The 20,586-nt window shown below is 69.4% G+C and carries 19 protein-coding genes, 2 tRNA genes and 1 pseudogene; 19 read left to right on the plus strand and 3 right to left on the minus strand.

Features of this window, described 5'->3' with window-relative positions; translation table 11 throughout:
• Nucleotides 1-69: 69 nt before the first annotated feature.
• From ACGGCP_RS18835 to pcrA, 4 genes are all read left to right on the plus strand, one after another.
• On the plus strand, nucleotides 70-1,179 hold the full coding sequence (locus ACGGCP_RS18835) for a Cys-Gln thioester bond-forming surface protein (protein ID WP_392967787.1): 1,110 nt from the start codon (nucleotides 70-72) through the stop codon (nucleotides 1,177-1,179).
• Between the two features lie 398 nt (nucleotides 1,180-1,577).
• On the plus strand, nucleotides 1,578-2,699 hold the full coding sequence (locus ACGGCP_RS18840; protein ID WP_392967789.1) for a Cys-Gln thioester bond-forming surface protein: 1,122 nt from the start codon (nucleotides 1,578-1,580) through the stop codon (nucleotides 2,697-2,699).
• A 246-nt stretch (nucleotides 2,700-2,945) separates the two neighbouring features.
• Nucleotides 2,946-3,215: a chorismate mutase gene (locus tag ACGGCP_RS18845; RefSeq protein ID WP_392967791.1), complete on the plus strand. Its 270-nt coding sequence runs from the start codon at nucleotides 2,946-2,948 to the stop codon at nucleotides 3,213-3,215.
• Between the two features lie 87 nt (nucleotides 3,216-3,302).
• On the plus strand, nucleotides 3,303-5,531 hold the full coding sequence (gene pcrA / locus ACGGCP_RS18850) for a DNA helicase PcrA (RefSeq protein ID WP_392967793.1): 2,229 nt from the start codon (nucleotides 3,303-3,305) through the stop codon (nucleotides 5,529-5,531).
• Nucleotides 5,532-5,651: 120 nt separating this feature from the next.
• Here pcrA and ACGGCP_RS18855 read toward each other — a convergent pair whose 3' ends face one another.
• Together ACGGCP_RS18855 and ACGGCP_RS18860 are read right to left on the minus strand one after the other, a co-directional pair.
• On the minus strand, nucleotides 5,652-6,425 hold the full coding sequence (locus ACGGCP_RS18855; RefSeq protein ID WP_392967795.1) for a M23 family metallopeptidase: 774 nt from the start codon (nucleotides 6,423-6,425) through the stop codon (nucleotides 5,652-5,654).
• A gap of 174 nt (nucleotides 6,426-6,599) precedes the next feature.
• Nucleotides 6,600-7,589, minus strand: a complete 990-nt coding sequence (locus ACGGCP_RS18860; protein WP_392967797.1) for a biliverdin-producing heme oxygenase — start codon at nucleotides 7,587-7,589, stop codon at nucleotides 6,600-6,602.
• A 273-nt stretch (nucleotides 7,590-7,862) separates the two neighbouring features.
• Here ACGGCP_RS18860 and ACGGCP_RS18865 point away from each other — a divergent pair, with 273 nt between their 5' ends.
• The 7 genes from ACGGCP_RS18865 (at nucleotide 7,863) to ACGGCP_RS18895 (ending at nucleotide 12,024) form a co-directional block, all read left to right on the plus strand.
• Nucleotides 7,863-8,048, plus strand: a complete 186-nt coding sequence (locus ACGGCP_RS18865; protein WP_392967799.1) for a hypothetical protein — start codon at nucleotides 7,863-7,865, stop codon at nucleotides 8,046-8,048.
• Between the two features lie 36 nt (nucleotides 8,049-8,084).
• Complete coding sequence (locus ACGGCP_RS18870; protein ID WP_392967801.1) at nucleotides 8,085-10,610, plus strand: putative bifunctional diguanylate cyclase/phosphodiesterase; 2,526 nt, start codon at nucleotides 8,085-8,087, stop codon at nucleotides 10,608-10,610.
• Nucleotides 10,611-10,708: 98 nt separating this feature from the next.
• A tRNA-Thr gene (locus ACGGCP_RS18875) sits at nucleotides 10,709-10,781 on the plus strand.
• A 69-nt stretch (nucleotides 10,782-10,850) separates the two neighbouring features.
• Nucleotides 10,851-10,922 (plus strand) — tRNA-Met (locus ACGGCP_RS18880).
• A gap of 102 nt (nucleotides 10,923-11,024) precedes the next feature.
• Complete coding sequence (gene rpmG, locus ACGGCP_RS18885) at nucleotides 11,025-11,192, plus strand: 50S ribosomal protein L33 (RefSeq protein ID WP_270110586.1); 168 nt, start codon at nucleotides 11,025-11,027, stop codon at nucleotides 11,190-11,192.
• A gap of 86 nt (nucleotides 11,193-11,278) precedes the next feature.
• Nucleotides 11,279-11,608, plus strand: a complete 330-nt coding sequence (locus tag ACGGCP_RS18890) for a MaoC family dehydratase N-terminal domain-containing protein (protein ID WP_392967803.1) — start codon at nucleotides 11,279-11,281, stop codon at nucleotides 11,606-11,608.
• Nucleotides 11,605-12,024, plus strand: coding sequence for a MaoC/PaaZ C-terminal domain-containing protein (locus tag ACGGCP_RS18895; RefSeq protein ID WP_392967805.1), 420 nt, complete (start codon nucleotides 11,605-11,607; stop codon nucleotides 12,022-12,024). Before ACGGCP_RS18890 ends, ACGGCP_RS18895 begins: the two co-directional genes overlap by 4 nt.
• 76 nt (nucleotides 12,025-12,100) lie before the next feature.
• Here the strand turns inward: ACGGCP_RS18895 and ACGGCP_RS18900 are convergent.
• A pseudogene (locus ACGGCP_RS18900) lies at nucleotides 12,101-12,943 on the minus strand (3-hydroxyacyl-CoA dehydrogenase family protein); the annotation flags it as partial.
• Between the two features lie 24 nt (nucleotides 12,944-12,967).
• On the opposite strand from ACGGCP_RS18900, the gene ACGGCP_RS18905 reads away from it, so the two are divergent.
• The 8 genes from ACGGCP_RS18905 (at nucleotide 12,968) to ACGGCP_RS18940 (ending at nucleotide 20,541) form a co-directional block, all read left to right on the plus strand.
• On the plus strand, nucleotides 12,968-13,549 hold the full coding sequence (locus tag ACGGCP_RS18905) for a cob(I)yrinic acid a,c-diamide adenosyltransferase (protein ID WP_392967807.1): 582 nt from the start codon (nucleotides 12,968-12,970) through the stop codon (nucleotides 13,547-13,549).
• 162 nt (nucleotides 13,550-13,711) lie between these two features.
• Nucleotides 13,712-14,704, plus strand: a complete 993-nt coding sequence (locus ACGGCP_RS18910; protein ID WP_392967809.1) for an ABC transporter substrate-binding protein — start codon at nucleotides 13,712-13,714, stop codon at nucleotides 14,702-14,704.
• A 96-nt stretch (nucleotides 14,705-14,800) separates the two neighbouring features.
• The gene (locus ACGGCP_RS18915; protein ID WP_392967811.1) at nucleotides 14,801-16,324 is read left to right on the plus strand and encodes a sugar ABC transporter ATP-binding protein; all 1,524 of its coding nucleotides are present in this window, start codon (nucleotides 14,801-14,803) and stop codon (nucleotides 16,322-16,324) included.
• A 43-nt stretch (nucleotides 16,325-16,367) separates the two neighbouring features.
• A complete protein-coding gene (locus ACGGCP_RS18920; protein ID WP_392968043.1) occupies nucleotides 16,368-17,393 on the plus strand; it encodes an ABC transporter permease in 1,026 nt (341 codons plus the stop codon).
• Entirely contained in the window at nucleotides 17,390-18,418 is a 1,029-nt protein-coding gene (locus ACGGCP_RS18925) for a sugar ABC transporter permease YjfF (protein WP_392967813.1), read from the plus strand. Before ACGGCP_RS18920 ends, ACGGCP_RS18925 begins: the two co-directional genes overlap by 4 nt.
• 134 nt (nucleotides 18,419-18,552) lie before the next feature.
• The gene (locus ACGGCP_RS18930; RefSeq protein ID WP_392967815.1) at nucleotides 18,553-19,458 is read left to right on the plus strand and encodes an ABC transporter ATP-binding protein; all 906 of its coding nucleotides are present in this window, start codon (nucleotides 18,553-18,555) and stop codon (nucleotides 19,456-19,458) included.
• On the plus strand, nucleotides 19,455-20,306 hold the full coding sequence (locus tag ACGGCP_RS18935; RefSeq protein WP_392967817.1) for an ABC transporter permease: 852 nt from the start codon (nucleotides 19,455-19,457) through the stop codon (nucleotides 20,304-20,306). The genes ACGGCP_RS18930 and ACGGCP_RS18935 overlap by 4 nt, the downstream gene beginning before the upstream one ends.
• 40 nt (nucleotides 20,307-20,346) lie before the next feature.
• The gene (locus tag ACGGCP_RS18940) at nucleotides 20,347-20,541 is read left to right on the plus strand and encodes a helix-turn-helix transcriptional regulator (RefSeq protein ID WP_392968045.1); all 195 of its coding nucleotides are present in this window, start codon (nucleotides 20,347-20,349) and stop codon (nucleotides 20,539-20,541) included.
• Nucleotides 20,542-20,586 lie beyond the last annotated feature (45 nt).

A 20,586-nucleotide genomic window follows, 5' to 3' on the forward strand; every position in this document is an offset into this window, starting at 1 on the left:
GGGTCGTCTCGTTTCCCCTCCATAGAAGACCTCACACCTCAAGTCCGCTCCCAGGAGGACCGAACCACGATGAGACTCAAGACGATCCGCACGCCGCTGGCGGCCGCAGCCGCGCTCCTCGCAGTGCTCGCGGGCGCCCCGGCCCACGCCGAGGAGCCCGAGCCGGTCTCCGGCGACGTCGTCACCGCCCCCGGCCTGGAGCTGCGCGGGGAGTTCGACGAGGAACGCTATGACGTGTGGGCCAACGTGCTCGGTCTCAAGCCGCACGGCGGTGAGGAGACGCTCGTCGTCTACTGCATCGACATCCACACCCCGCTCGACACCGAGAGCCCGTACACCGAGGGCGACTGGGAGGAGTCCGGGGTCGCGAACCTCGAGCAGGTCCGCTGGGTCCTGTTCAGCGGCTACCCGAACGTCGGCGCCGCCGACCTCGTCGAGGCCGCGGGCGCCGAGGTCAACCCCGACTGGGACGACGAGAAGCTCGAGCAGGTCGCCTTCGCGGGCACGCAGGCCGCAGTCTGGCACTTCACCGACGACTGGAACCTGCTGAAGGACAACCCGGTCAAGGGCGGCAACAACGGCGAGGACGAGGCCGTGCTCGCGGTCTACAACCACCTCACCGAGGAGACCGGCAGCGTCCCGGACCCGTCCGGGTTCACTGTGGACCTCGAGGGCGAGGAGTCCGCGACGTTCGAGGACGGCCGCTTCGGCCCCTACACGGTCCGCTCCAACGCCGGTCCGGTCGAGCTCTCCGCCGAAGGCGGGCGCCTGGAGACCGCCGACGGCGAGGCGGTCGAGTCGCTGAACGACGGCGGGCAGTTCTGGATCGTCCTCGACGAGGGCACGAACGAGATCACCGTCAAGGGCAACGCCCAGTACGACCTGCCGGTCGGCCGGGTCTTCCTGGCCACCAGCGATGAAGCGCTCTCAGGCGACGCTGTCAACCCGATGACCGTGGGCGACTCCCAGAAGCTGATCCTCGCGCAGCCGCGCGAGGGCGAGGTCCCCGCCGAGTGGCGTTTCGCCCTCGACACGCCCGAGTCCAGCGAGGCGCCCAAGCCGCAGCTGCCCTCCACCGGTTCGAGCCTGACGGTCGCCTTCGCGGCGGGCCTGGCGCTCCTGGTCGGCGGCCTCACGGTGATCGCGCTCGGCAAGCGCCGCAAGGCCGCCGACCACTAAGACCTGAAGGATGCGGGCGCCCGCTTGCCGATGGCGAGCGCCCGCTGCCGCAAGGAGCGTTCCGGACCACGTCGAACGGTCCGGACCCGGGCGCGCTCCGCGGCTCGACACAAGGCCCGGCGCATGGTGCGGCCGGGACCGGAGGAAGCGATCCCCTCCGGTCCCGGCCACTCTCGTCCCACGGGTATCCACACGTCACCGTCTGAAGTCAAAGGCACGGTCGATACCGAATCGTTATAGTGGCGCGGCTCTCGCAGGCCGCGCCGTTTCCGTTGTCTCGCAGTCAAAGTCCAGCTCGAGAAATTCGCGCCCTCGAATGCAACCGGCGGCGTACCGCTAACGTGTCGCATGAAGAGTCAACGCGTCAATCCCTCGGAAAAGCAAAGGGACTTCTACCAATGATGACCAAAGCCCTGAAAGGGACGATGGCCGCTGCCGCGGGCGTCGCTCTCGGTCTCACCGGCGTCGCCGCCGCTCAGGCCCAGGATGAAGAGGCGCCGAGCACCCTCGCCGCCGGCAACGTGATCATCGAGGACGGCGGCATTCAGCTGTACGGCGAAGCCGCGGGCGTGGAGAAAGAGCCCCACGCCTCGATGATCGGCCTCGAGATGGCCGAAGGCGACATCCGCACCGTCTACTGCATCCAGCTCAACGTCAACCTCGAGGAGCAGTACCTCCACGAGGAGCGCCCGTGGGAGGACGTGCCCGTCGAAGACCTCCCGATGGTCCTCGGCGTCCTCAGCGAGGGCTACGACGGCACCAACGCCGGCGAGCTCCTCGAAGCGGCCGGCCTCGCCAGCGACGACTACGGCGACGTCACCCAGGACCAGCTGGCCTACGCCGCCACCCAGTCCGCGATCTGGTCGCTGACCGACGGCTGGGTCCTCGACACCACCGACCCGACCGAGAACGACGTCGCCGACGCGATCGTCCCGGCCCTCCAGGCCTACATCCTCGAGAAGGCCGTGCCGACCGACGAGCCCGACTTCGAGCCCTACTTCGACGTCGACGACTCCGCGGCCAAGACCGAGGGCAGCACCTTCGGCCCGCTGACCGCCTCGACCAACATCGACGAACTCACCTTCTCGCAGCCCGAGGGCGCGACCATCGTCGACGAGAACGGCGAGGAGATCACCTCCCTCACCGACGGCCAGGTCTTCTACGTCAAGTTCGACGAGGCCAAGACCAGCTCGGTCACCCTCGTCACCGACTCGTTCTTCTGGACCACCCCGGCCGGCCGCACCTTCGTGCCGGTCGACGACGCCGGAGCGGACGTCGAGGGCCAGCGCCTCATCCTCGCCGAGGAGCACTCCGAGGAGTACTCCGCCGAGGTCGAGTTCGAGATCGTCGTGGACGAGGTCCCGCCGACCAGCGAGTCCCCGAAGCCGCAGCTGCCCGTCACCGGTTCCAGCCTGACCACCGTCGCCTCCGTCGGCGGCGCGGTCCTGCTCGCCGGCGTCGTCGCGATGGTGCTCATGCGCCGCCGCCGCGCCGCCGCGAACTGGGGCTCGGACGCTTAACAGCGACTGAACACTGCGATAACCGCCACACGCCCGCTGGTCAGACCGGCGGGCGTGTGGCATACTTGCCGCGTGTCCCAGAGCGCGCGATTTTACTTTTACTACGGCCGGAACCGTCCGAGCCGTAGGTCGTCGCGCTGACACCAAGACCTACCGGCCCCGGGCGAACAGCCCGGGGCCTTTTTCACGCCCAGGGCCCACAACCGCCCGGAGTCAGATGAGTAATCGCTCTAAGGAGAAGCCCTGATGACCGCCAGCATCGAAACCGAAGTCGTCCCCGACGAGCTCAAGGCGCTGCGCGTCGAGATCGACGGCCTCGACGCCGAGATCATCCGCCTGTGGCAGCGCCGCGCGGAGGTCTCCAAGCGCGTCGGCGAGATCCGCATGGCCAACGGCGGCACCCGCCTGGTCCTGGACCGCGAGCGCGCCATCCTCGAGAAGTACCGCGCCGCCCTCGGCGACGACGGCATCCAGATCGCCATGCTGGTCCTGCGCTCCGGCCGCGGACCCCTCTAAAGAGTGATGCCGCGCCGGAGGGGTGTCGTACCCGGCGCGGCGCTCTGCCTCCGTTATGCCTTGCAAGCTGCGGCATAATTGGACGTGATGAACGACCTTCTGACCGGCCTCAACGAACCGCAACGCCAAGCCGTCGAGCACGCCGGGTCCCCGCTGCTCATCGTCGCGGGAGCGGGCTCGGGCAAGACCCGCGTCCTCACCCACCGCATCGGCCACCTCCTGGCCGAGCGCGGCGCCCACCCCGGCGAGATCCTCGCGATCACCTTCACGAACAAGGCCGCCGCGGAGATGCGCGAACGCGTCGACGCGCTCGTCGGCCCCCGTTCGCGCGCGATGTGGGTGCTCACCTTCCACTCCGCGTGCCTGCGGATCCTCCGCCGCGAAGCCCACCGGCTCGGCTGGAAGTCCAGCTTCACGATCTACGACACCGACGACGCCCGCAGGCTCCTCACCCAGATCGTCAAGGACCTCGGCCTCGACTCCAAGAAGCAGTCGCCGCGCTGGTTCGCCGCCGAGATCTCGCGGCTCAAGAACGAGCTCATCGGCCCCGAAGAGGCCGCGGGCAAAGCCGACGACGCGCGCGGGAAGCTCGTCGCCGACGTCTACGCGCAGTACACCGAGCGGCTGCGCCTGGCCCAGGCCGTCGACTTCGACGACATCATCGGGTCCACCGTGCACCTGTTCCAGGCGTTCCCCGACGTCGCCAAGATGTACCGGATGCGGTTCCGGCACGTCATGGTCGACGAGTACCAGGACACCAACCACGCCCAGTACACGCTCGTGCGCGAACTCGTCGGCACCGGCGACGACCGCGCCGAGCTGTGCGTCGTCGGCGACGCCGACCAGTCCATCTACGCCTTCCGCGGCGCCACGATCCGCAACATCATCGAGTTCGAGCGGGACTTCCCCGACGCGAAGACGATCCTCTTGGAGCAGAACTACCGCTCCACGCAGACGATCCTCGACGCCGCCAACGGCGTCATCCGCAACAACACCGAACGCGGCCGCGAGAAGCGCCTGTGGAGCGACGAGGGCCCCGGCACGGCGATCCTCGGGCACACCGGCGACAACGAGCACGACGAGGCCGCGTGGGTCGCCAACCGGATCGACGAGCTCGTCGACGCCGGGGAGACCAGCTTCGGCGACTCGGCGATCTTCTACCGCACCAACGCCCAGTCCCGCGCGTTCGAAGAGGTCTTCGTGCGCCGCGGCATCCCGTACAAAGTGGTCGGCGGCGTCCGCTTCTACGAGCGCAAGGAAGTCCGCGACATGCTCGCGTACCTCAAGCTCACCGCGAACCCCGACGACACGGTCTCGGCGATGCGCGTCGTCAACGTCCCCAAGCGCGGCGTCGGCGACCGGGCCGTGGCCGAGGTCGAGGCGCTCGCTGCGCGCCTGCGGATCTCCTTCCCGGCCGCGCTGCACCGCGTCGACGAGGCCCCCGGGGTCTCCGGCCGCGCCCGCACCGGCATCAAGCGGTTCTGCGAGATCCTCGACGAGGCGACCGCGCTGGCGCAGACCGCGCCGCCCGAGGAGGTCCTCGACAAGCTCATCGGCGACACCGGCTACCTCGAGGGCCTGGAGCAGTCCAAGGACCCGCAGGACGAGGGCCGCATCGAGAACCTGCAGGAGCTCGTGGCCGTCGCCCACGAGTTCACCGAGTCGGTCGTGCGCGGCACCACCGACGCCGACGAGTCCGACCTGACCGCCGACGTGCCGTCCTTCCTGGAGCACGTCGCGCTCGTCTCCGACGCCGACTCGATCCCCGACCCCGAGGCGGAGGAGGGCGGCGTCATCACGCTCATGACCCTCCACACCGCGAAGGGCCTGGAGTTCGACACGGTGTTCCTCACCGGCCTCGACGACGGCCTGTTCCCGCACGAGCGGTCCATGAACAAGCCCGGCGACATGGAGGAGGAGCGGCGCCTCGCGTACGTGGGCCTCACCCGCGCCCGCAAGCACCTGCACCTCACGCGCGCCGGGACCCGCAACATCTTCGGGCAGCCGCAGTTCTACGCCGCCAGCCGCTTCCTCGCCGAGATCCCGGGCGACCTCATCGAATGGTCCGAGTCGGCCCCGCCGCCGCGCGTGGTCAAATCCAAGACCACCGCGACCTTCGGCTCCCCGATCGTCATGCGCAACGCCGCCGACATCCCCGCGCTCGACGTGGGGGACAGGGTCACCCACGACAAGTGGGGCCTCGGCCGCGTCGTCGAGCTCAAGGGCTCCGGCCCGAGGGCCCAGGCCCGCATCGACTTCGGCGACGGCGAACCCAAATGGGTGATCCTCCGGCTCGCCCCCGTCAGCAAACTCTGACGTACCCGCAGGTCAGGGGCGATTGTCGGACCCTTATGGGAGAGTGTCCTTTTCACTGGTAGTGGTGAAGGTGGGATCGGGAGGGTACCCGGGACCGCCCGTACGCCCGCCGGGCGGCCTTCAGCACAGGTCCAGCCCGGCCTCGGCCAGGTAGCTCAGCGGCTCGACCGGCTCGCCGTTCACGTGCACCTCGAAGTGGACGTGCGAGCCGAACGAGCGGCCCGTGTTGCCCGCGTTCGCGATCTGCCCGCCCGCGTCCACCCAGTCGCCCTCGCTCACGAGGACCTCCGAGTTGTGCGCGTAGTACGTCTCGACCCCGTCGCCGTGGTCGATGACGACGAGGTTCCCGAACCCCGTCTCCCAGCCCGCGTGCGTTATCGTCCCCGGATACGCCGCATAGACCGGGTCCCCGGTCTCGGCGTCGAAGTCGACCCCGTTGTGGTTGCGGCCCCACCGCTGCCCGAACAGCGACGTGATCGTGATGTCGTCCAGCATCGGCGTCCACGCGATCTGCGCCGCCTGCCCCGTCACCGGCGACGTCCGCTCCGCGACCGCGGCCGCGTCGGCCGTCGCCGTCCCGATCGGGACGTCCCCAGTGGAACCCACCTCGGTCTCCGGGACGCTCGCCTCCGCGGCCAGCGCCGCGATGTCGGCCACCGCCCGCGACCGCTCCGGGGCCTCCTCGCCGGAGGAGAACCCGGCGCCGGTCGCCATCGCGACGATCGACGCCCCGGCGACGGCCGAGCCGACCACGGCGGTGTAACGGCGTTGCGTCCCCGCCAGCAGCGGGGAGAGTTCAGCGGCCCACGAGGCGCGGTGCTGGCCCCTCGTGCGGTGCGGCCGGGCGGCGTGACGCCTGATGGCGGAGGCGGCTACCGGTCCGGAATCGGACATTCGAGCTCCGAGATAGTGGCGGTGCCCATCGGCGGCGCTTCGGAACCGGAGGTTCCCGGGGGGCCTGCCGTGGGCTTGGCAACCGCCACACGGTAGCGCCGCGGACACCGGGCGGGCGAGATTCGTCACCGCCCGGCGTGTCGCGACAATCAGGACATTCCCGGAAGGTAGTGGTCAGGCGTTCTCGAGCTGCGCTTTGGACTCGGTGAACAGCCGCACGATCTCCGGCCGCACCTCCGCCCGCTCCGACAACGGTCCCGCCCAGTTGATCCGCACCGGCACCTCCGCGCCGTCCACGACCGCCGCGAAGTCCGCGCCCTCGCCGTCGAAGCCCGTCATGCGCGCCGTCGCCGCGTCGCGCTGGCCGCCCGCGCCCTGGCAGATCACGAGCGTGTCGGCGACGTGGTCGGTGTTCATGTGGTGGCAGATCGCGGCAATCACCTTCGGCTCGAACGGGTTGCGGCCCAGTTCCGCGCCGAGCGCCGCGAGCACCGCGCCGTTGTGGTCGTACGCCAGGAGGATCTCCTCGATGACGCGGGCCTTGTCGGCCTCCGGCAGGTCCACCGCGTCCAGGCGGGCCCGGTACTCGTCCTTGAACGCCTTGGGGCTCTTGATGTCGGCGAACACGTAGAAGGACGCGCCCTCGTCCTCGAAGCCGTAGTTGCGGCGCGCGGCCTTCCCGAAGGCCTGGCCGCCGGAGAGGTCGCCGAGGTAGCGGGTGTAGGCGTGGGCGATGTACCCGCCGGGCCAGTCGGCGGTGACCTCGTTGATCCGGTCCACGTAGGCCTTGGTCGCCGGGAGCGGTTCGATGCCGGAGCGCCACTTCGGTCCCATGAGGAACTTCAGGTCGGCCTCGATCGCGGGGACGCGCGCGAGCTCGGGGAACACGAACGGCCCGGCGGCCGGGTCGTCTGCGAAGCGTGCGGCCGCGGCCTCGATCGCCTCGTAGACGAAGTACTGCTGCGCGTGCCAGCGGGTGTAGTCGTCGACGCTGAGGGTGCCGTCGAAGAGCAGGTCGAACACGCCCGGGGCCTTCTCGGCGGCCTCGTCGGCCGACGGGTCGAGCCCTTGGTGGCGCGACCATGAGGCTTCGCGGATCCGGGCCGAGAAGAGGGGCGCACCGGCGTCGGCCGGTCCGTTCGCAGCGGCGGTGTCTGCAGGCATGTGCGTATTCCTTATCGAACAGCGATCATATTCTTGTGTAAGGTGAGCCTAACCTACATGACCGAGCACGACCAGGCGTGCGAACGCCCGACCCGTGGGCGAGCCCCCTCCGGGCATCGGCGAGAATGGTGTGAGCCGTGCTCACCCGTACGGCTGAACCAGAAAGAGCGCGAGAATCACGGTCGCAAGCCTTCCCCAGGGAGAGCGGACTGTGGCACCATGGGCTCTACTGGTCCCCTTGACAGCACATTCCCACACCTCACGGGAGGCCTCGTGAAACCGGTCAACTTCTTCAAGCGGCTCGGCGCTGCGCTTGCCGCGGGGCTCCTCGCGCTCGGCATCATCGCCGGAAGCGCCACCGCCGCCAACGCCGGCGGCAGCTCCGGAGACATCTCCGCGAACCCGAACAGCTCTGGCGACATCTCCATGTCCGCGCAGAGCTCGGGCGACATCAGCTAGCGCCTCCGCTCAGCGACAGGTCCATACGCGATGACGGTGACCAGAGGCCGTGACCGGGTACTCCGCCAGGTCATGCCTCGGGTGGTCACCGGCGTCGTCACCGCCATGGGCATCGGCGGGCTGGCCCTCCTGGGGCCGCCCGCTAACTTCCCCGTGGTCCAGGTAGCCCTGTTCGTCGTCTTCTTCGTCGTCGCACAGGGGCTCCTCGTCCAGCACGAGGCCCGCGGGATGCGGATCTCCTTCAACCTCACCGACATCCCGCTCGTCATCGCGCTGTTCTTCCTGCCCCCGTTCTGGGTCGTCGCCACCAAGTGCTTCGCCTCCGCCTGCTACTACGCCGGGCGGTACATCCGCGAGGACATCGGGCTCATGAAGCCGACGTTCAACGTCGGCATGACGACCTCCTCCACTGCGGTCGCGGTCTTCTACGTCCAGTACATGCAGCTCGGCGCGGCCGCCGACCCCCGCACCTGGTTCGTCCTCATCTCCGCGATCGTCATCGTCGGCCTCATCACCACGATCCTCATCTCCCTCATGCTGTTCTTCCTCTCCGGATGGGACAGCGTCAAGAAGGCCTGGATCGGCTTCGCCCTCACCCTCATCGGCCCGATCCTCGCCGCCTGCGTCGGCGTCCTGTTCCTCGTGCTCCTCGGCGCGAACCTGTGGACCGGGGTCCTCATCGCCGCAGTCGTCGCCGCCTTCATCTACCTCGCCCGCAGCTACACCGCGCTGCGCCGCCAGCGGCACGTCCTGCGCGAGCTCAACGACTTCACCCAGCTCGTCGTCGACTCCGTCCGCTCCAAGCGCCTCATCGACGCCATGCTCGGACGCCTGCGCGACATCCTCTCCGCCGAGTCCGCGACCGTCTGGGTCCCCAAGTCCGGGCGCTACCCCGAGATCCGCTTGACCTCGACTCTCGACGACGCCGGACTCACCGACCTCGACCCCATCCCCGACGAGCTCCAGCAGGCCGTCATGGCCTCCGGCGAAGGCGTCCTCCTCAGCCCCAAGAACGGCACCCGCGAGCAGAAGGCCGCCCTCGAGGCCGCCGGGCTCCGCGGCGCGATGATGGTGCCGCTCAGGTCCGGCGACGAGGTCTACGGGTGCCTCTCGGTCGCCGACCGCATCGGCGGCGAGATCTCCCACTTCGTGCCCACCGACCTCCAGCTCATGGAGACGATCGCTGCGAACGTCGGCATCGCCGTCCAGAACGAGCGCCTCGTCGACCAGCTCCGCTACGACGCCTACCACGACCCGCTCACCGGCCTCCCCAGCCGCCGCCGCTCCCTCGCCGCGCTCCAGGAGGCCCTCTCGATCACCGTGCCCGGGGAAGTCGTCGCCGTCTTCATGTTCGATGTGGACTCCCTCCACGAGATCAACGACGCCCTCGGCCACGAGGCCGGGGACACCGCCCTCAGGGAGTTCGCCGAACGCCTCAAGCGGCACGCCCCCGCCGCGTCCTTCCTCGGCCGCATCGACTCCGACGAGTTCATCCTCCAGACCCGCCTCGCCTCCACCGACGAGGCGCTCGACACCGCCCGGCGCCTGCGCGCCGCCGTCCAGGGCCCCTTCGAAGTCGGCGGTGTCGCCGTCAGCCTTTCCGCCGCCGTCGGCGTCGTCACCCACCCCGACTTCGCCGCCGACGCCGACGAACTCCTCAAGCGCGCCGACGGCGCCACGAGGCAGGCCAAGAACGCCGCCGACGGTGTGCAGCTCTACCACTCCGGGCTCGAATCGGAGAGCCTGCGCCGCATCGGCCTCGCCGCCGACCTGCGCCGCGCCCTCGACCGCGGCCAGCTCGAAGTGCACTTCCAGCCCAAGGTCCGCCTCGACCGGGCCCTCACCGACCCCGGCGCGATCCTCGGCGCTGAAGCGCTCGTGCGCTGGCCGCACCCGACGTTCGGGCTCGTCGCGCCCGAGGAGTTCATCCCGATCGCCGCGTCGACCGGGCAGCTCGGGCAGCTCACGGACACCGTCCTGGACGAGGCGCTGCGGCGCTCGGCCGAGTGGGCGGGGGAGGACGGGCCGCTGCCGATGTCGGTGAACCTGTCGCCGCGCACGCTCGCGGACGCGGACTTCCCCGACAAGGTCGCCACGGTCCTGGAGCGGCACGGCGTCCCGGCGGACCGTCTGACGTTCGAGATCACCGAGGACGACGTGGTGTCGGGCGAGCCGCGGCTCACGCCCGCGCTCGACCGGCTGCACGAGATGGGCGTGCGCCTCTCGGTGGACGACTTCGGGACCGGGTACTCCTCGCTCGCGTACCTGCGGCGGCTGCCGGTGCAGGAGATCAAGATCGACCTGCGGTTCGTGCAGGGCATGGCCACCGACGCCGACGACCGCGCGATCGTGGAGGCCGTGCTCGGCCTCGCCCGGCACTTCGCGATCGACGTCGTCGCCGAGGGCATCGAGGCGCACCAGACCGTCGAGCAGCTCCGCGAGCTCCACTGCGAGGCCGGTCAGGGCTACTACTTCTCGCGCCCGCTGCCCGCCGACCGGTTCGCCGCGTGGCTCGACAGCCAGGCCGGCGGCACCGGCCGGGCCCGCCTCCGCGTCGTTTGACGGCGGCGCTGTGGCCCGCACCGCAAGGCGGGCCCCGTGTTCGTTCCCGGCGGCCCGTCATGTACTCTTGTCAAGGCCGCGAGGGAAGCCTCGCGAACGCCCCCTTAGCTCAGTCGGCAGAGCGTCTCCATGGTAAGGAGAAGGTCTACGGTTCGATTCCGTAAGGGGGCTCGGAAGCACTCAAGAACCATTCGAGTGCTGTACTGCTCACACAGAGCCATCTGTAGGCAGTGAGCGCACGGCGGTGTAGCTCAGTGGTAGAGCAAACGACTCATAATCGTTGTGTCGGCAGTTCGATCCTGCCCATCGCTACTTTTGTCAAGCGTCGGTCACTGAGATATGCTGGCCGACGCTTTGTTTTGTTCAAGAACGGCCCGTCATCCCGGCAGGCCGCGTTAGAGGAAGGCACTCATCGTGGCCAAGGCTACTGACGTCCGCCCCAAGATCACCATGGCGTGCGTGGAGTGCAAAGAGCGCAACTACGTCACGAAGAAGAACCGTCGGAACCACCCCGACCGGCTCGAGCTCAAGAAGTACTGCCCGAAGTGCAAGGTCTCGCGTACCCACAAAGAGACCCGCTAGTCCTTCCACCGCAGTACATGCTCAACACTTCGTACATAGGTCGGTCTTTGCCGCCCGCTGAACCGGTGGTCGTGACCCCGGATTCGGTGACCCGTTTCGTCCAGGCCCTCGGCCTGGACGACGACGGTTCGGTTCCGCCTACGTTCTTGATATCGCTCACGCTGCCCGCGGCGGAGCGGCTCATCGACGACCCCGACTTCGGGCTCGACTGGAGCCGCGTCCTGCACCGCGAGCAGCGTTTCGCGTACCACCGGGAGCTCCGGGCGGGCGCCGCCGTGTCGTGCGCCGCGACGATCGAGTCGATCAAGTCCGTCGCCGGGAACGACCTCCTCGCGCTGCGCACCGACGTGCGCGAGGGCGACGACCTGGTCGCCGAGGTGTGGACCACCCTGTTCGTGGCGGGAGACCAGGCGTGACCTTCAGCGGACTCGAAACGGGGCAGACCGTGTTCACCACGGCGTTCCCGGTCACGCGCGCCGACCTCGTCGCGTACGCGGACGCCTCCGGGGACCAGAACCCGATCCACCAGGACGAAGCCGCGGCCAAGGCCGCCGGGCTCCCTGACGTGATCGCCCACGGCATGTACACGATGGGCCTCGTCTCCCGCGCGGTCCGCGAATGGGCCGCGGACGCCGGGATCGACGCGACCCTCACCGACTTCTCGGCGCGCTTCGCGAAGCCGGTCGTCGTGCCCGCCGCCGAAGGCGCGGAAGTCGTCGTGGAAGGCAAGGTCCGCAAGGTCGACGCGGCCTCGGTCGAACTGGCCATGACCGTCACGAGCGCGGGCGAGAAGGTCCTCGCCCCGGTGCGCGCGACCTTGGCCGCGAAGTAACGAGACGTCGAGAAACGGCGCTGACCAGCAGGTCAGCGCCGTTTTCCGTTGTCCACAGGCCTGTGGATAACTTGCTGTAGTCGAAGAAGCCCTTCCCGGACTTGCGGCCGATCTCGCCCGCCGCGACGAGGCGGCGCAGGAGCGCGGGCGGGAAGAACTGCGGGTCAGCAGTGTCCTCGTAGATGTTCTCGGTCGCGTGCGTGATGACGTCGATGCCGGTGAGGTCGGCGGTGGCGAGCGGGCCCATCGGGTGGCCGAAGCCGAGCCTGCAGGCGGTGTCGAGGTCCTCGGCGGAGATCACGCCGTCCTCGACGAGCCGGGCGGCCTCGTTCACGAGGGCGCAGATGAGCCGCGTGGTCGCGAACCCGGCGACGTCGCGGTTGACGACCACGCAGGTCTTCCCGGCGGACTCGGCGAGGCGGCGGGCCGCGTCGAGCGCGTCGTCGCTGGTGTGGATGCCGCGCACGAGCTCGCACAGCTGCATCATCGGGACGGGCGAGAAGAAGTGGGTGCCGACGACCCGTTCGGGATGCGTTGCGGCGGCGGCGATCTCGGTGATGGGGATCGCGGAGGTGTTGGTCGCGAGGACGGTCTCGGGGGAGCAGACCGCCGAGAGCTTCCGGAAGACGTCCTGCTTGACCGCGAGGCGCTCGAAGACCGCCTCCACGGCGATCTGGGAGCCCGCGGCGGCGTCGAGGTCGGTGGCGACGGTGATGCGGGCCTGCGCGGCCTCGGCGTCCTCCGCGGTGACCTTCTCCTTCGCCACGAAGCGGTCGAGCGAACCGCGGATCGTGGCCCTGGCGCGTTCGAGGGCGCTCTTGTCTGTGTCGATCAACGTGACGTCCCAACCGCCCAGGCTCGTGACCTGCGCGATCCCGGAGCCCATGAGTCCCGAACCGATTACTGTGACTGTTGCCATGGGGCGAGGCTATATGGTCGGTGCATGGCGGTCAATCTCACCAGGATCTACACGAAGACCGGCGACGACGGCACGACCGGCCTCGCCGACTTCTCCCGCGTCCCCAAGACGCATGTCAGGCTCGCCGCGTACGGCGACGTGGACGAGGCCAATGCGGTCATCGGGACGGCGTTGGCGCTGCACACGGGCGAGATCGGGGAGCGCGAGCGGGAGATCCTGCTCGCGGTCCAGAACGACCTGTTCGACGTCGGCGCGGACCTCTCGACGCCGGTGTCCGAGGACCCGAAGTACCCGCCGATGCGGATCGACGAGTCCTATGTGACCCGTCTGGAGGGGTGGATCGACGAGTGCAACGCCGACCTCGAGGCGCTCCGGTCGTTCATCCTGCGCGGCGGGACGCCGGGCGCGGCGCTGCTGCACCAGGCGTGCACGGTGGCGCGGCGGGCCGAGCGGCACGTGTGGGCGCTGCTGGACGCCGAGCCGGACACGACGCACGCGGTGCCGGTGACGTATCTCAACCGGCTCTCGGACCTGCTGTTCGTGTTGGCGCGCAAGGCGAACCCGGGCGGCGACGTGCTGTGGAAGCCGGGGGCGTCGCAGGCGTAGACAGGGCGTCGTCTCGCCGCGTTTTCAAATCGTTACTGGCCTGAACAAGGTTGCCAGCTTGACGAGAGCGATAACACAGGTGAGGATATGAGCGGTAACATGCATATTCGCAAATATCGAAAACCCTCGTAGTGCAAATCCGCTCTCGAAAGGCGACCCCCCTTGAAACGACGGTCTCTCGCCGGCATCGGCGCCGGCGCAGCTCTGTTCAGCCTCACCGCTTGCGGCGAGGACTCCGGTGAAGGCGGCGACGGCGGGAGCGGCGACGGGTACGTCATCGGCTTCTCGCAGGTCGGTGCCGAATCCGCTTGGCGCACCGCCAACTCCAAGTCCGTGCAGGACGCCGCGGCCGCGGACGAGCGCGGCATCGAGCTCAAGTTCGACGACGGCCAGCAGGACCAGGAGAAGCAGATCGCCGCGGTCCGCGGCTACATCAACCAGGCGGTCGACGCCATCGTCCTGGCACCGGTGGTCGAGACCGGCTGGACCGACGTGCTGACCGAGGCCTCCGACGCCGGCATCCCGGTGGTCCTGGCCGACCGCGGCATCGAGGCGGCCGACGAGGACCTGTACGTCACGCGTCTGGGCTCGGACTTCGAGGCCGAGGGCCGCTCGGCCGGCGAGTGGGCCGCGACGACCTTCGCCGCGACTCCGGACTTCAAGATCCTCGAGCTCACCGGCACGACGGGCTCGGCTCCCGCGAACGACCGCAAGGCCGGGTTCTTCGCCGTCCTCGACGAGAAGGCCGTGGCCTACACGCTCGTCGACTCCCAGACCGGCAACTTCACCGCCGAAGAGGGCAAGGCGACGATGGAGACCTTCATCACGACCCACGGTCTCGACGGGATCCACCTGCTGTACGCCCACAACGACGAGATGGGCCTCGGCGCGATCCAGGCCATCGAGGAGGCCGGCAAGGCCCCGGGCACCGACATCCAGATCATCATCGTCGACGGCTCGAAGGCCGGGTTCCAGGCCGGCGTCGACGGCAAGGTCAACTACATCGTCGAGTGCAACCCGGCGTTCGGCGAGCAGCTCATGGACGTCGTCGTCGACGTCATCGAGGGCGGCAGCCCGGAGAAGTTCACGCCGGTCGAGGAAGGCGTCTTCGGCCCCGAGACCTTCGAGGCCGAGCTCCCGAACCGTCAGTTCTAAAGCCCCGCAAGGGCACCGCCGCGCCGTCCAGGACCTCCCCTCGTCCTGGACGGCGCCGCCGACCCCAGAGTCCGATCCGAACGAAGGACGAGTCCCATGTCCGATGCTGCCCTGGTCTCGATGACCGGCATCGTGAAGGACTTCACCGGCGTCCGCGCCCTCGACGGCGTCGACTTCACCCTCAGACCCGGCGAGATCCACGCCGTCATGGGTGAGAACGGCGCCGGGAAGTCCACACTCATCAAGGTCCTCACGGGCGTGCACGCGCACGACGCGGGGGAGATCCTCCTCGACGGGAAGCCGGTGCGCTTCCACAGCCCGGGCGCGGCCCAGGCCGCCGGGATCGCCACGGTCTACCAGGAGGTGAACCTGGCCGAGAACCTGTCGGTCGCGGAGAACCTCCTCGCCGGGCGCGAGCCGCGCCTCGGCCCCTTCATCGACTTCAGGGCCATGCGCCGCAAGGCGAAGGCGCTCCTGGACGACCTCGGCATCGACCTGAACGTGGCGGCGCCCCTGTCGTCGTACTCGATCGCGATGCAGCAGCTCGTGGCGATCGCCAGGGCGGTCGACATCGACGCGAAGGTGCTCATCCTCGACGAGCCGACGTCCTCGCTCGACCGCGACGAGGTCGCCGTCCTCCTGGGGCTCATGCGCCGCCTCGCCGCCGAGCGGGGCACCGCGATGGTGTTCATCTCGCACTTCCTCGACCAGGTCTACGACATCTGCGACCGGATGACGGTGCTGCGCAACGGGAAGCTCGTCGGCGAGTGGGCCACGGCGGACCTGCCGGAGTCCGAGCTCATCGGGCACATGCTCGGCCGCGAGGCCGCCACGCTGGAGCAGCTGGAGCGGTCCGTGGCCGCGCACGAGGTCGCCGACGAGGCGCCGCTGCTGAGCGCGAACGGCCTGGGCCGCAAGGGCTCCATCGCCCCGTACGACCTGGACGTGCGCCGCGGCGAGGTCGTCGGCCTCGCCGGGCTCCTCGGCTCGGGCCGCACCGAGACCGTCCGGCTTATCGCCGGGGCCGACCGGGCCGACTCCGGTTCGCTCCTCTTCGACGGCGCGAAGGTCGGCGGACACAACCCGCGCACAGCTGCCGCGCGCGGCATCGCGTTCTGCCCCGAGAACCGCAAGACCGAGGGCCTCGTCGGCGACCTCACGGTGGCGGAGAACATGATCCTGGCGATGCAGGCCGCTCGCGGCTGGGCCCGCACGATCCCTGCCGCGCAGCGCAACCGGGTCGTCGCCGAGTTCATCGACAAGCTCGGGATCCGCCCGGCGAACCCCGACATGCCCGTCAAGAACCTCTCGGGCGGCAACCAGCAGAAGGTGCTGCTCGCCCGCTGGATGCTCATCGAGCCCAAGCTCCTCATCCTCGACGAGCCGACCCGCGGCATCGACGTGGGCGCGAAGGCCGACATCCAGAAGCTCGTCGCCGAGCTCTCCGGCGACGGGATGGCCGTCCTGTTCGTCTCCGCCGAGCTCGACGAGGTCACCCGCCTGTCCGACCGGATCGCGGTCCTGCGCGACCGGGAACTCATCAGCGTGCTCGAATCCGAGGCAGACATGACGACCGAACGCATCGTCGACACGATCGTGGCCGGAGGCGGCAGTGAGTAGCGCCCTCGACCGCATCCGCGCCAACCAGTACGCGCGCCGCCTCATGTGGCCCGTGCTGGTCCTCGTCGTCCTCGTCGTAGTCAACATCATGGTGACCGGCTTCGACTTCATCTGGCCCGACGTCCAGGACGGGCGCCTCTCCGGCGCGTTCGTGAACATCCTGCGCCGCTCGGCCCCGCTCATGCTCATCGCGCTCGGCATGACGCTCGTCATCGCCACCAAGGGCATCGACCTGTCGGTCGGCGCGGTCTACGCCATCGGCGCGGCCATCGCCTGCCAGACCATCATCGACGGCGCGGACCAGTCCGCGGCCGGGCTCATCTTCCGGGCCGTCGCCGTCGCGCTCGTCGTCACCGCCGTCATCGGCGCGTGGAACGGGACCATGGTGGCGTACTTCGGGATCCAGCCGATCGTCGCCACCCTCATCCTCATGATCGCCGGGCGCGGCATCGCGCAGCTCGTCACCGGCGGGCAGATCCCGAAGGTCCAGGACTCCAGCCCGTTCACCGAGCTCGGGCGAGGCGAGATCCTCACCGTGCCGGTGCCGATCTGGATCGCCGCGGCCGTCTTCGCCGCGCTCGTCCTCCTCACCCGCAGGACCGCCCTGGGCATGCTGCTCGAATCGGTCGGCGGCAACCCCGAGGCGAGCCGCCTCGCGGGCATCAGGTCCAAGGGCATCACCGTGCTCGTGTACCTCGTGTGCGGGCTGTGCGCGGGCCTGGCCGGGCTCATCGGCGCGGCCAACCTCGGCAGCGCCGACGCCAACAACGGCGGCCTGTGGATCGAGCTCGACGCGATCCTCGCCGTCGTCATCGGCGGCACCTCGCTGCTCGGCGGCCGGTTCTACCTGCTGGGCACCGCGATCGGCGTCGTCATCATCGGCACCCTCGGCGACACCATCATCAACATCGGCCTCTCCGACCAGTGGCAGTTCACCGTCAAGGCCATCGTCGTGTTCATCGTCGCCCTGCTCCAGAGCAGCGAGTTCCGGGCCTGGGTGTTCAAACCGTTCAAGAGGAGACCCGCCGCGCAGGCGGACGCGCCCGCCGAGGAGGTCCCGGCCAGATGAGCACCCAGACCCTGACCGAGCGCCCGTCGCGCTCGTCCCTGTTCGACGGCCTCACCAGGTACATCCCGATCGGCGCCACCGTGGCGCTGCTCCTGGCCCTGTACACCGGCGGCGTCGCCAACTACCGCAACTTCGAGAAGCCGCAGGTCCTGGCGAACCTGTTCATCGACAACGCGCCGCTCCTGGTGATCGCGATCGGCATGACCTTCGTGATCCTCTCCGGCGGCATCGACCTGTCCGTCGGCTCGGTCATGGCCTTCTCGACCATGACCTGCGCCTGGCTCACCGTCGAAGCCGGGCTCGGCGCGCCGCTCGTGGTCGCCCTCGTCCTCCTCTTCGGCACCGGGTGGGGCCTGCTCATCGGCGCGGTGATCCACTACTTCAACGTGCAGCCGTTCATCGCGACCCTCGTGGGGCTCTTCCTGTTCCGCGGCCTGACGCTGCAGATCTCCACCAGCGACATGTCGATGCGCGACGTCGGGTTCTTCCAGTGGGGCATGACCCACGTCGAGTTCGGCGGCGGGATCCGCCAAGGCGGGTTCTGGCTCCCGTACCTGTCGTTCGCCGCCATCGCGATCGTCCTGATCGCGTTCGTGGTCCTCCACTACACGCGCTTCGGACGCGGGGTCTACGCCGTCGGCGGCAACGAGCAGTCCGCGCTCCTCATGGGCCTCCCGGTGGCGCGCACCAAGATCGGCGTCTACGTCGTCAGCGGCTTCTGCGCGTCCTTCGCCGGGGTCCTGGCCGCGTTCGCGACCAAGAGCGCCGACCCGCTCCGCCACGTCGGCGCCGAGCTCGACGCCATCGCGGCCGTCGTCATCGGCGGCACGCTCCTCACCGGCGGCGCCGGGTTCGTGCTCGGCACGCTCGCGGGCGTCATGGTGTGGGGCCTGCTCAACACCCTCATCCAGTTCCAGGGGAACCTCTCCTCCTGGTGGGCGCGGATCGTGATGGGCGTCCTGCTCCTCGCGTTCATCCTCCTCCAGAGGGCCCTGGCGCGCTCGGGTGAGAAGCGGCGCACCTAGACCAACCCTCTCCGCACCGCGAGGGCCGCCGACCGATGGTCGGCGGCCCTCGTCGTTATACGGTTTGGCAGAGTCCTACCGCGAGATGTAGCATGAGTGCTATCAATCAACGGACTGCTACTGCGGAGAAGAACATGGGACACCCCGCCATCGCCGTATCCGACCTGCGGATGCGCTACGGCGACAAGGACGTGCTCACCGGGCTCGACCTTGAGATCCAGCCCGGCGGCGTCACCGCGCTCCTCGGGCCCAACGGCGCCGGCAAGACCACCACCATCGAGATCCTCGAAGGCTTCCGCGGCCGCTCCGGCGGCGACGTCGAAGTCCTCGGCACCGACCCCGCCAACGGCAACGAGGCCTGGCGCGCCCGCCTCGGCGTCGTCCTCCAGGAATGGCGCGACAACGGCAAATGGAAGGTCCGCGACATCGTCGCCCACTTCGCCGAGTACTACAAGCCCTACACCGACCCCTGGGCCGCGGCGGAACTCCTCGACATCGTCGGCCTCACCGCGCAAGGCGGGCAGCGCGTCCAAGCGCTCTCCGGCGGCCAGCGCCGCCGCCTCGACGTCGCCCTCGGCATCATCGGCCGCCCGGCCCTGCTCTTCCTCGACGAGCCGACCACCGGGTTCGACCCCCACGCCCGCCGCGAGTTCCACGAGCTCATCCACCGGCTCACCGACCTCGACGGCACCACGATCCTGCTCACCACCCACGACCTCGACGAGGCCGAGAAGCTCGCCGAGCGGATCCTCATCCTCGCGGGCGGGCGCATCATCGCCGACGGCTCGCCCGACCAGCTCGCCCGCGCCGCCGCGACCACCGCCGAAGTGAAGTGGGTCCAGGACGGGAAGCTCCAGATCCACGCCACCGAGGACGCCACCGACTTCGTGCGCCAGCTCCTCGCCACCGACGGCGGCACCGTCACCGAACTCGAAGTCCACCGAGCCAGTCTCGAAGACGCCTACCTCGAACTCGTCGCGAAGTTCGAAGCGGGCGAAGCGGTCACGGCCGTCGACTCGTTCAAGGAGGCCACCCGATGAGCACCAACACTCTCCACGAGTACCGGACCGGCTGGAAGCGCGCCCTCATCCAGACGAAGATCTCCCTGACGTCCCCGGGGGACCTCATGGGCTTCCTCGTCCCCACCGGCATCGCCATGGTCGTCCTCGTCTTCATGCAGCGGGCCGACTTCGAAGGCGCACCGGTCTCCCTGGGCTCCATGAACATGCCGAGCCTCATCGGCATGAACGTCATCTTCGGCGGCATCACCGCGATGGTCGGCGCGCTGGCGATGGACCGCACGAACGGGACGCTGCTGCGCGCCAAGTCGATGCCGGGCGGCATGACCGGGTACCTGGTCGGGCACCTCGTGTCGACGGCGATGTTCCTGTGCATCACGGTGATCGCGATGCTCGCGGTCGGCCTGCCGCTGTTCGACGGCCTCGAGTTCGGGACGCCCGACCGGTGGCTGATCTTCGCCGCCGTGCTGCTCATGGGGATCGTCGCGGCCCTGCCGATCGGGGCGGTCATCGGCGCGCTGCTCGACAACCCGCGCAACATGGGCCTGGTCATGTTCCCGATCATGGGCTTGATCGCGGTCTCGGGGATCTTCTACCCGATCACGGCGCTGCCGGGCTGGCTGCAGGGGGTCGGGCAGGCGTTCCCGGTGTACTGGATGGGCCTGGGCATGCGGCACGCGCTGCTGCCGGACTCGATGGCGGCCGTGGAGGTCGGCGGCGAGTGGCGCACGGTTACCATGTTCGCCGTGCTCGCGCTGTGGGCCGTGGTCTCGATGGCCTTGGCGCCCAGGCTGCTCCGGCGGATGTCGCGGCGCGAATCGGGTTCGGCGGTGGCGGCGCGCCGCGCCGACATGCAGAGGGACTGGTGATCGAGCCGTGGCCGGGGACGAGGTCTACAACCGGATCGCGATGCTGCGCGCCGAGCGGGGCGTGTCGCGGCGGCAGCTGGCCGACGCCCTCGGCGTCCACTACCAGACCGTGGGCTACCTCGAACGCGGCGAGTACAGCCCGAGCCTGTACCTGGCTCTGAAGCTCGCCGAGTACTTCGAGGTCCCCGTCGAAGTGGTCTTCGCCACCAAGCCCTTCCCGCGCCTCGGCGCTTAGGAGAGGGGTCTCCTGCCCCGCTTCCCGGCAACACCACGGCGCGAG

Source organism: Glycomyces sp. NPDC048151, assembly GCF_043202775.1.
Classification (GTDB): domain Bacteria; phylum Actinomycetota; class Actinomycetes; order Mycobacteriales; family Micromonosporaceae; genus Glycomyces.

Excerpts from the sequence above, each read along its gene's own strand:
- ACGGCP_RS18840 (WP_392967789.1), top strand. The coding sequence starts at position 1,578 with ATGATGACCAAAGCCCTGAAAGGGACGATGGCCGCTGCCGCGGGCGTC.
- ACGGCP_RS18835 (WP_392967787.1), top strand. The coding sequence starts at position 70 with ATGAGACTCAAGACGATCCGCACGCCGCTGGCGGCCGCAGCCGCGCTC.
- ACGGCP_RS18860 (WP_392967797.1), bottom strand. The coding sequence starts at position 7,589 with ATGCCTGCAGACACCGCCGCTGCGAACGGACCGGCCGACGCCGGTGCG.
- ACGGCP_RS18925 (WP_392967813.1), top strand. The coding sequence starts at position 17,390 with ATGAGCACCCAGACCCTGACCGAGCGCCCGTCGCGCTCGTCCCTGTTC.
- ACGGCP_RS18935 (WP_392967817.1), top strand. The coding sequence starts at position 19,455 with ATGAGCACCAACACTCTCCACGAGTACCGGACCGGCTGGAAGCGCGCC.
- ACGGCP_RS18845 (WP_392967791.1), top strand. The coding sequence starts at position 2,946 with ATGACCGCCAGCATCGAAACCGAAGTCGTCCCCGACGAGCTCAAGGCG.
- ACGGCP_RS18930 (WP_392967815.1), top strand. The coding sequence starts at position 18,553 with ATGGGACACCCCGCCATCGCCGTATCCGACCTGCGGATGCGCTACGGC.
- ACGGCP_RS18940 (WP_392968045.1), top strand. The coding sequence starts at position 20,347 with ATGCTGCGCGCCGAGCGGGGCGTGTCGCGGCGGCAGCTGGCCGACGCC.
- ACGGCP_RS18920 (WP_392968043.1), top strand. The coding sequence starts at position 16,368 with ATGTGGCCCGTGCTGGTCCTCGTCGTCCTCGTCGTAGTCAACATCATG.
- ACGGCP_RS18855 (WP_392967795.1), bottom strand. The coding sequence starts at position 6,425 with ATGTCCGATTCCGGACCGGTAGCCGCCTCCGCCATCAGGCGTCACGCC.
- ACGGCP_RS18915 (WP_392967811.1), top strand. The coding sequence starts at position 14,801 with ATGTCCGATGCTGCCCTGGTCTCGATGACCGGCATCGTGAAGGACTTC.
- ACGGCP_RS18905 (WP_392967807.1), top strand. The coding sequence starts at position 12,968 with ATGGCGGTCAATCTCACCAGGATCTACACGAAGACCGGCGACGACGGC.
- pcrA (WP_392967793.1), top strand. The coding sequence starts at position 3,303 with ATGAACGACCTTCTGACCGGCCTCAACGAACCGCAACGCCAAGCCGTC.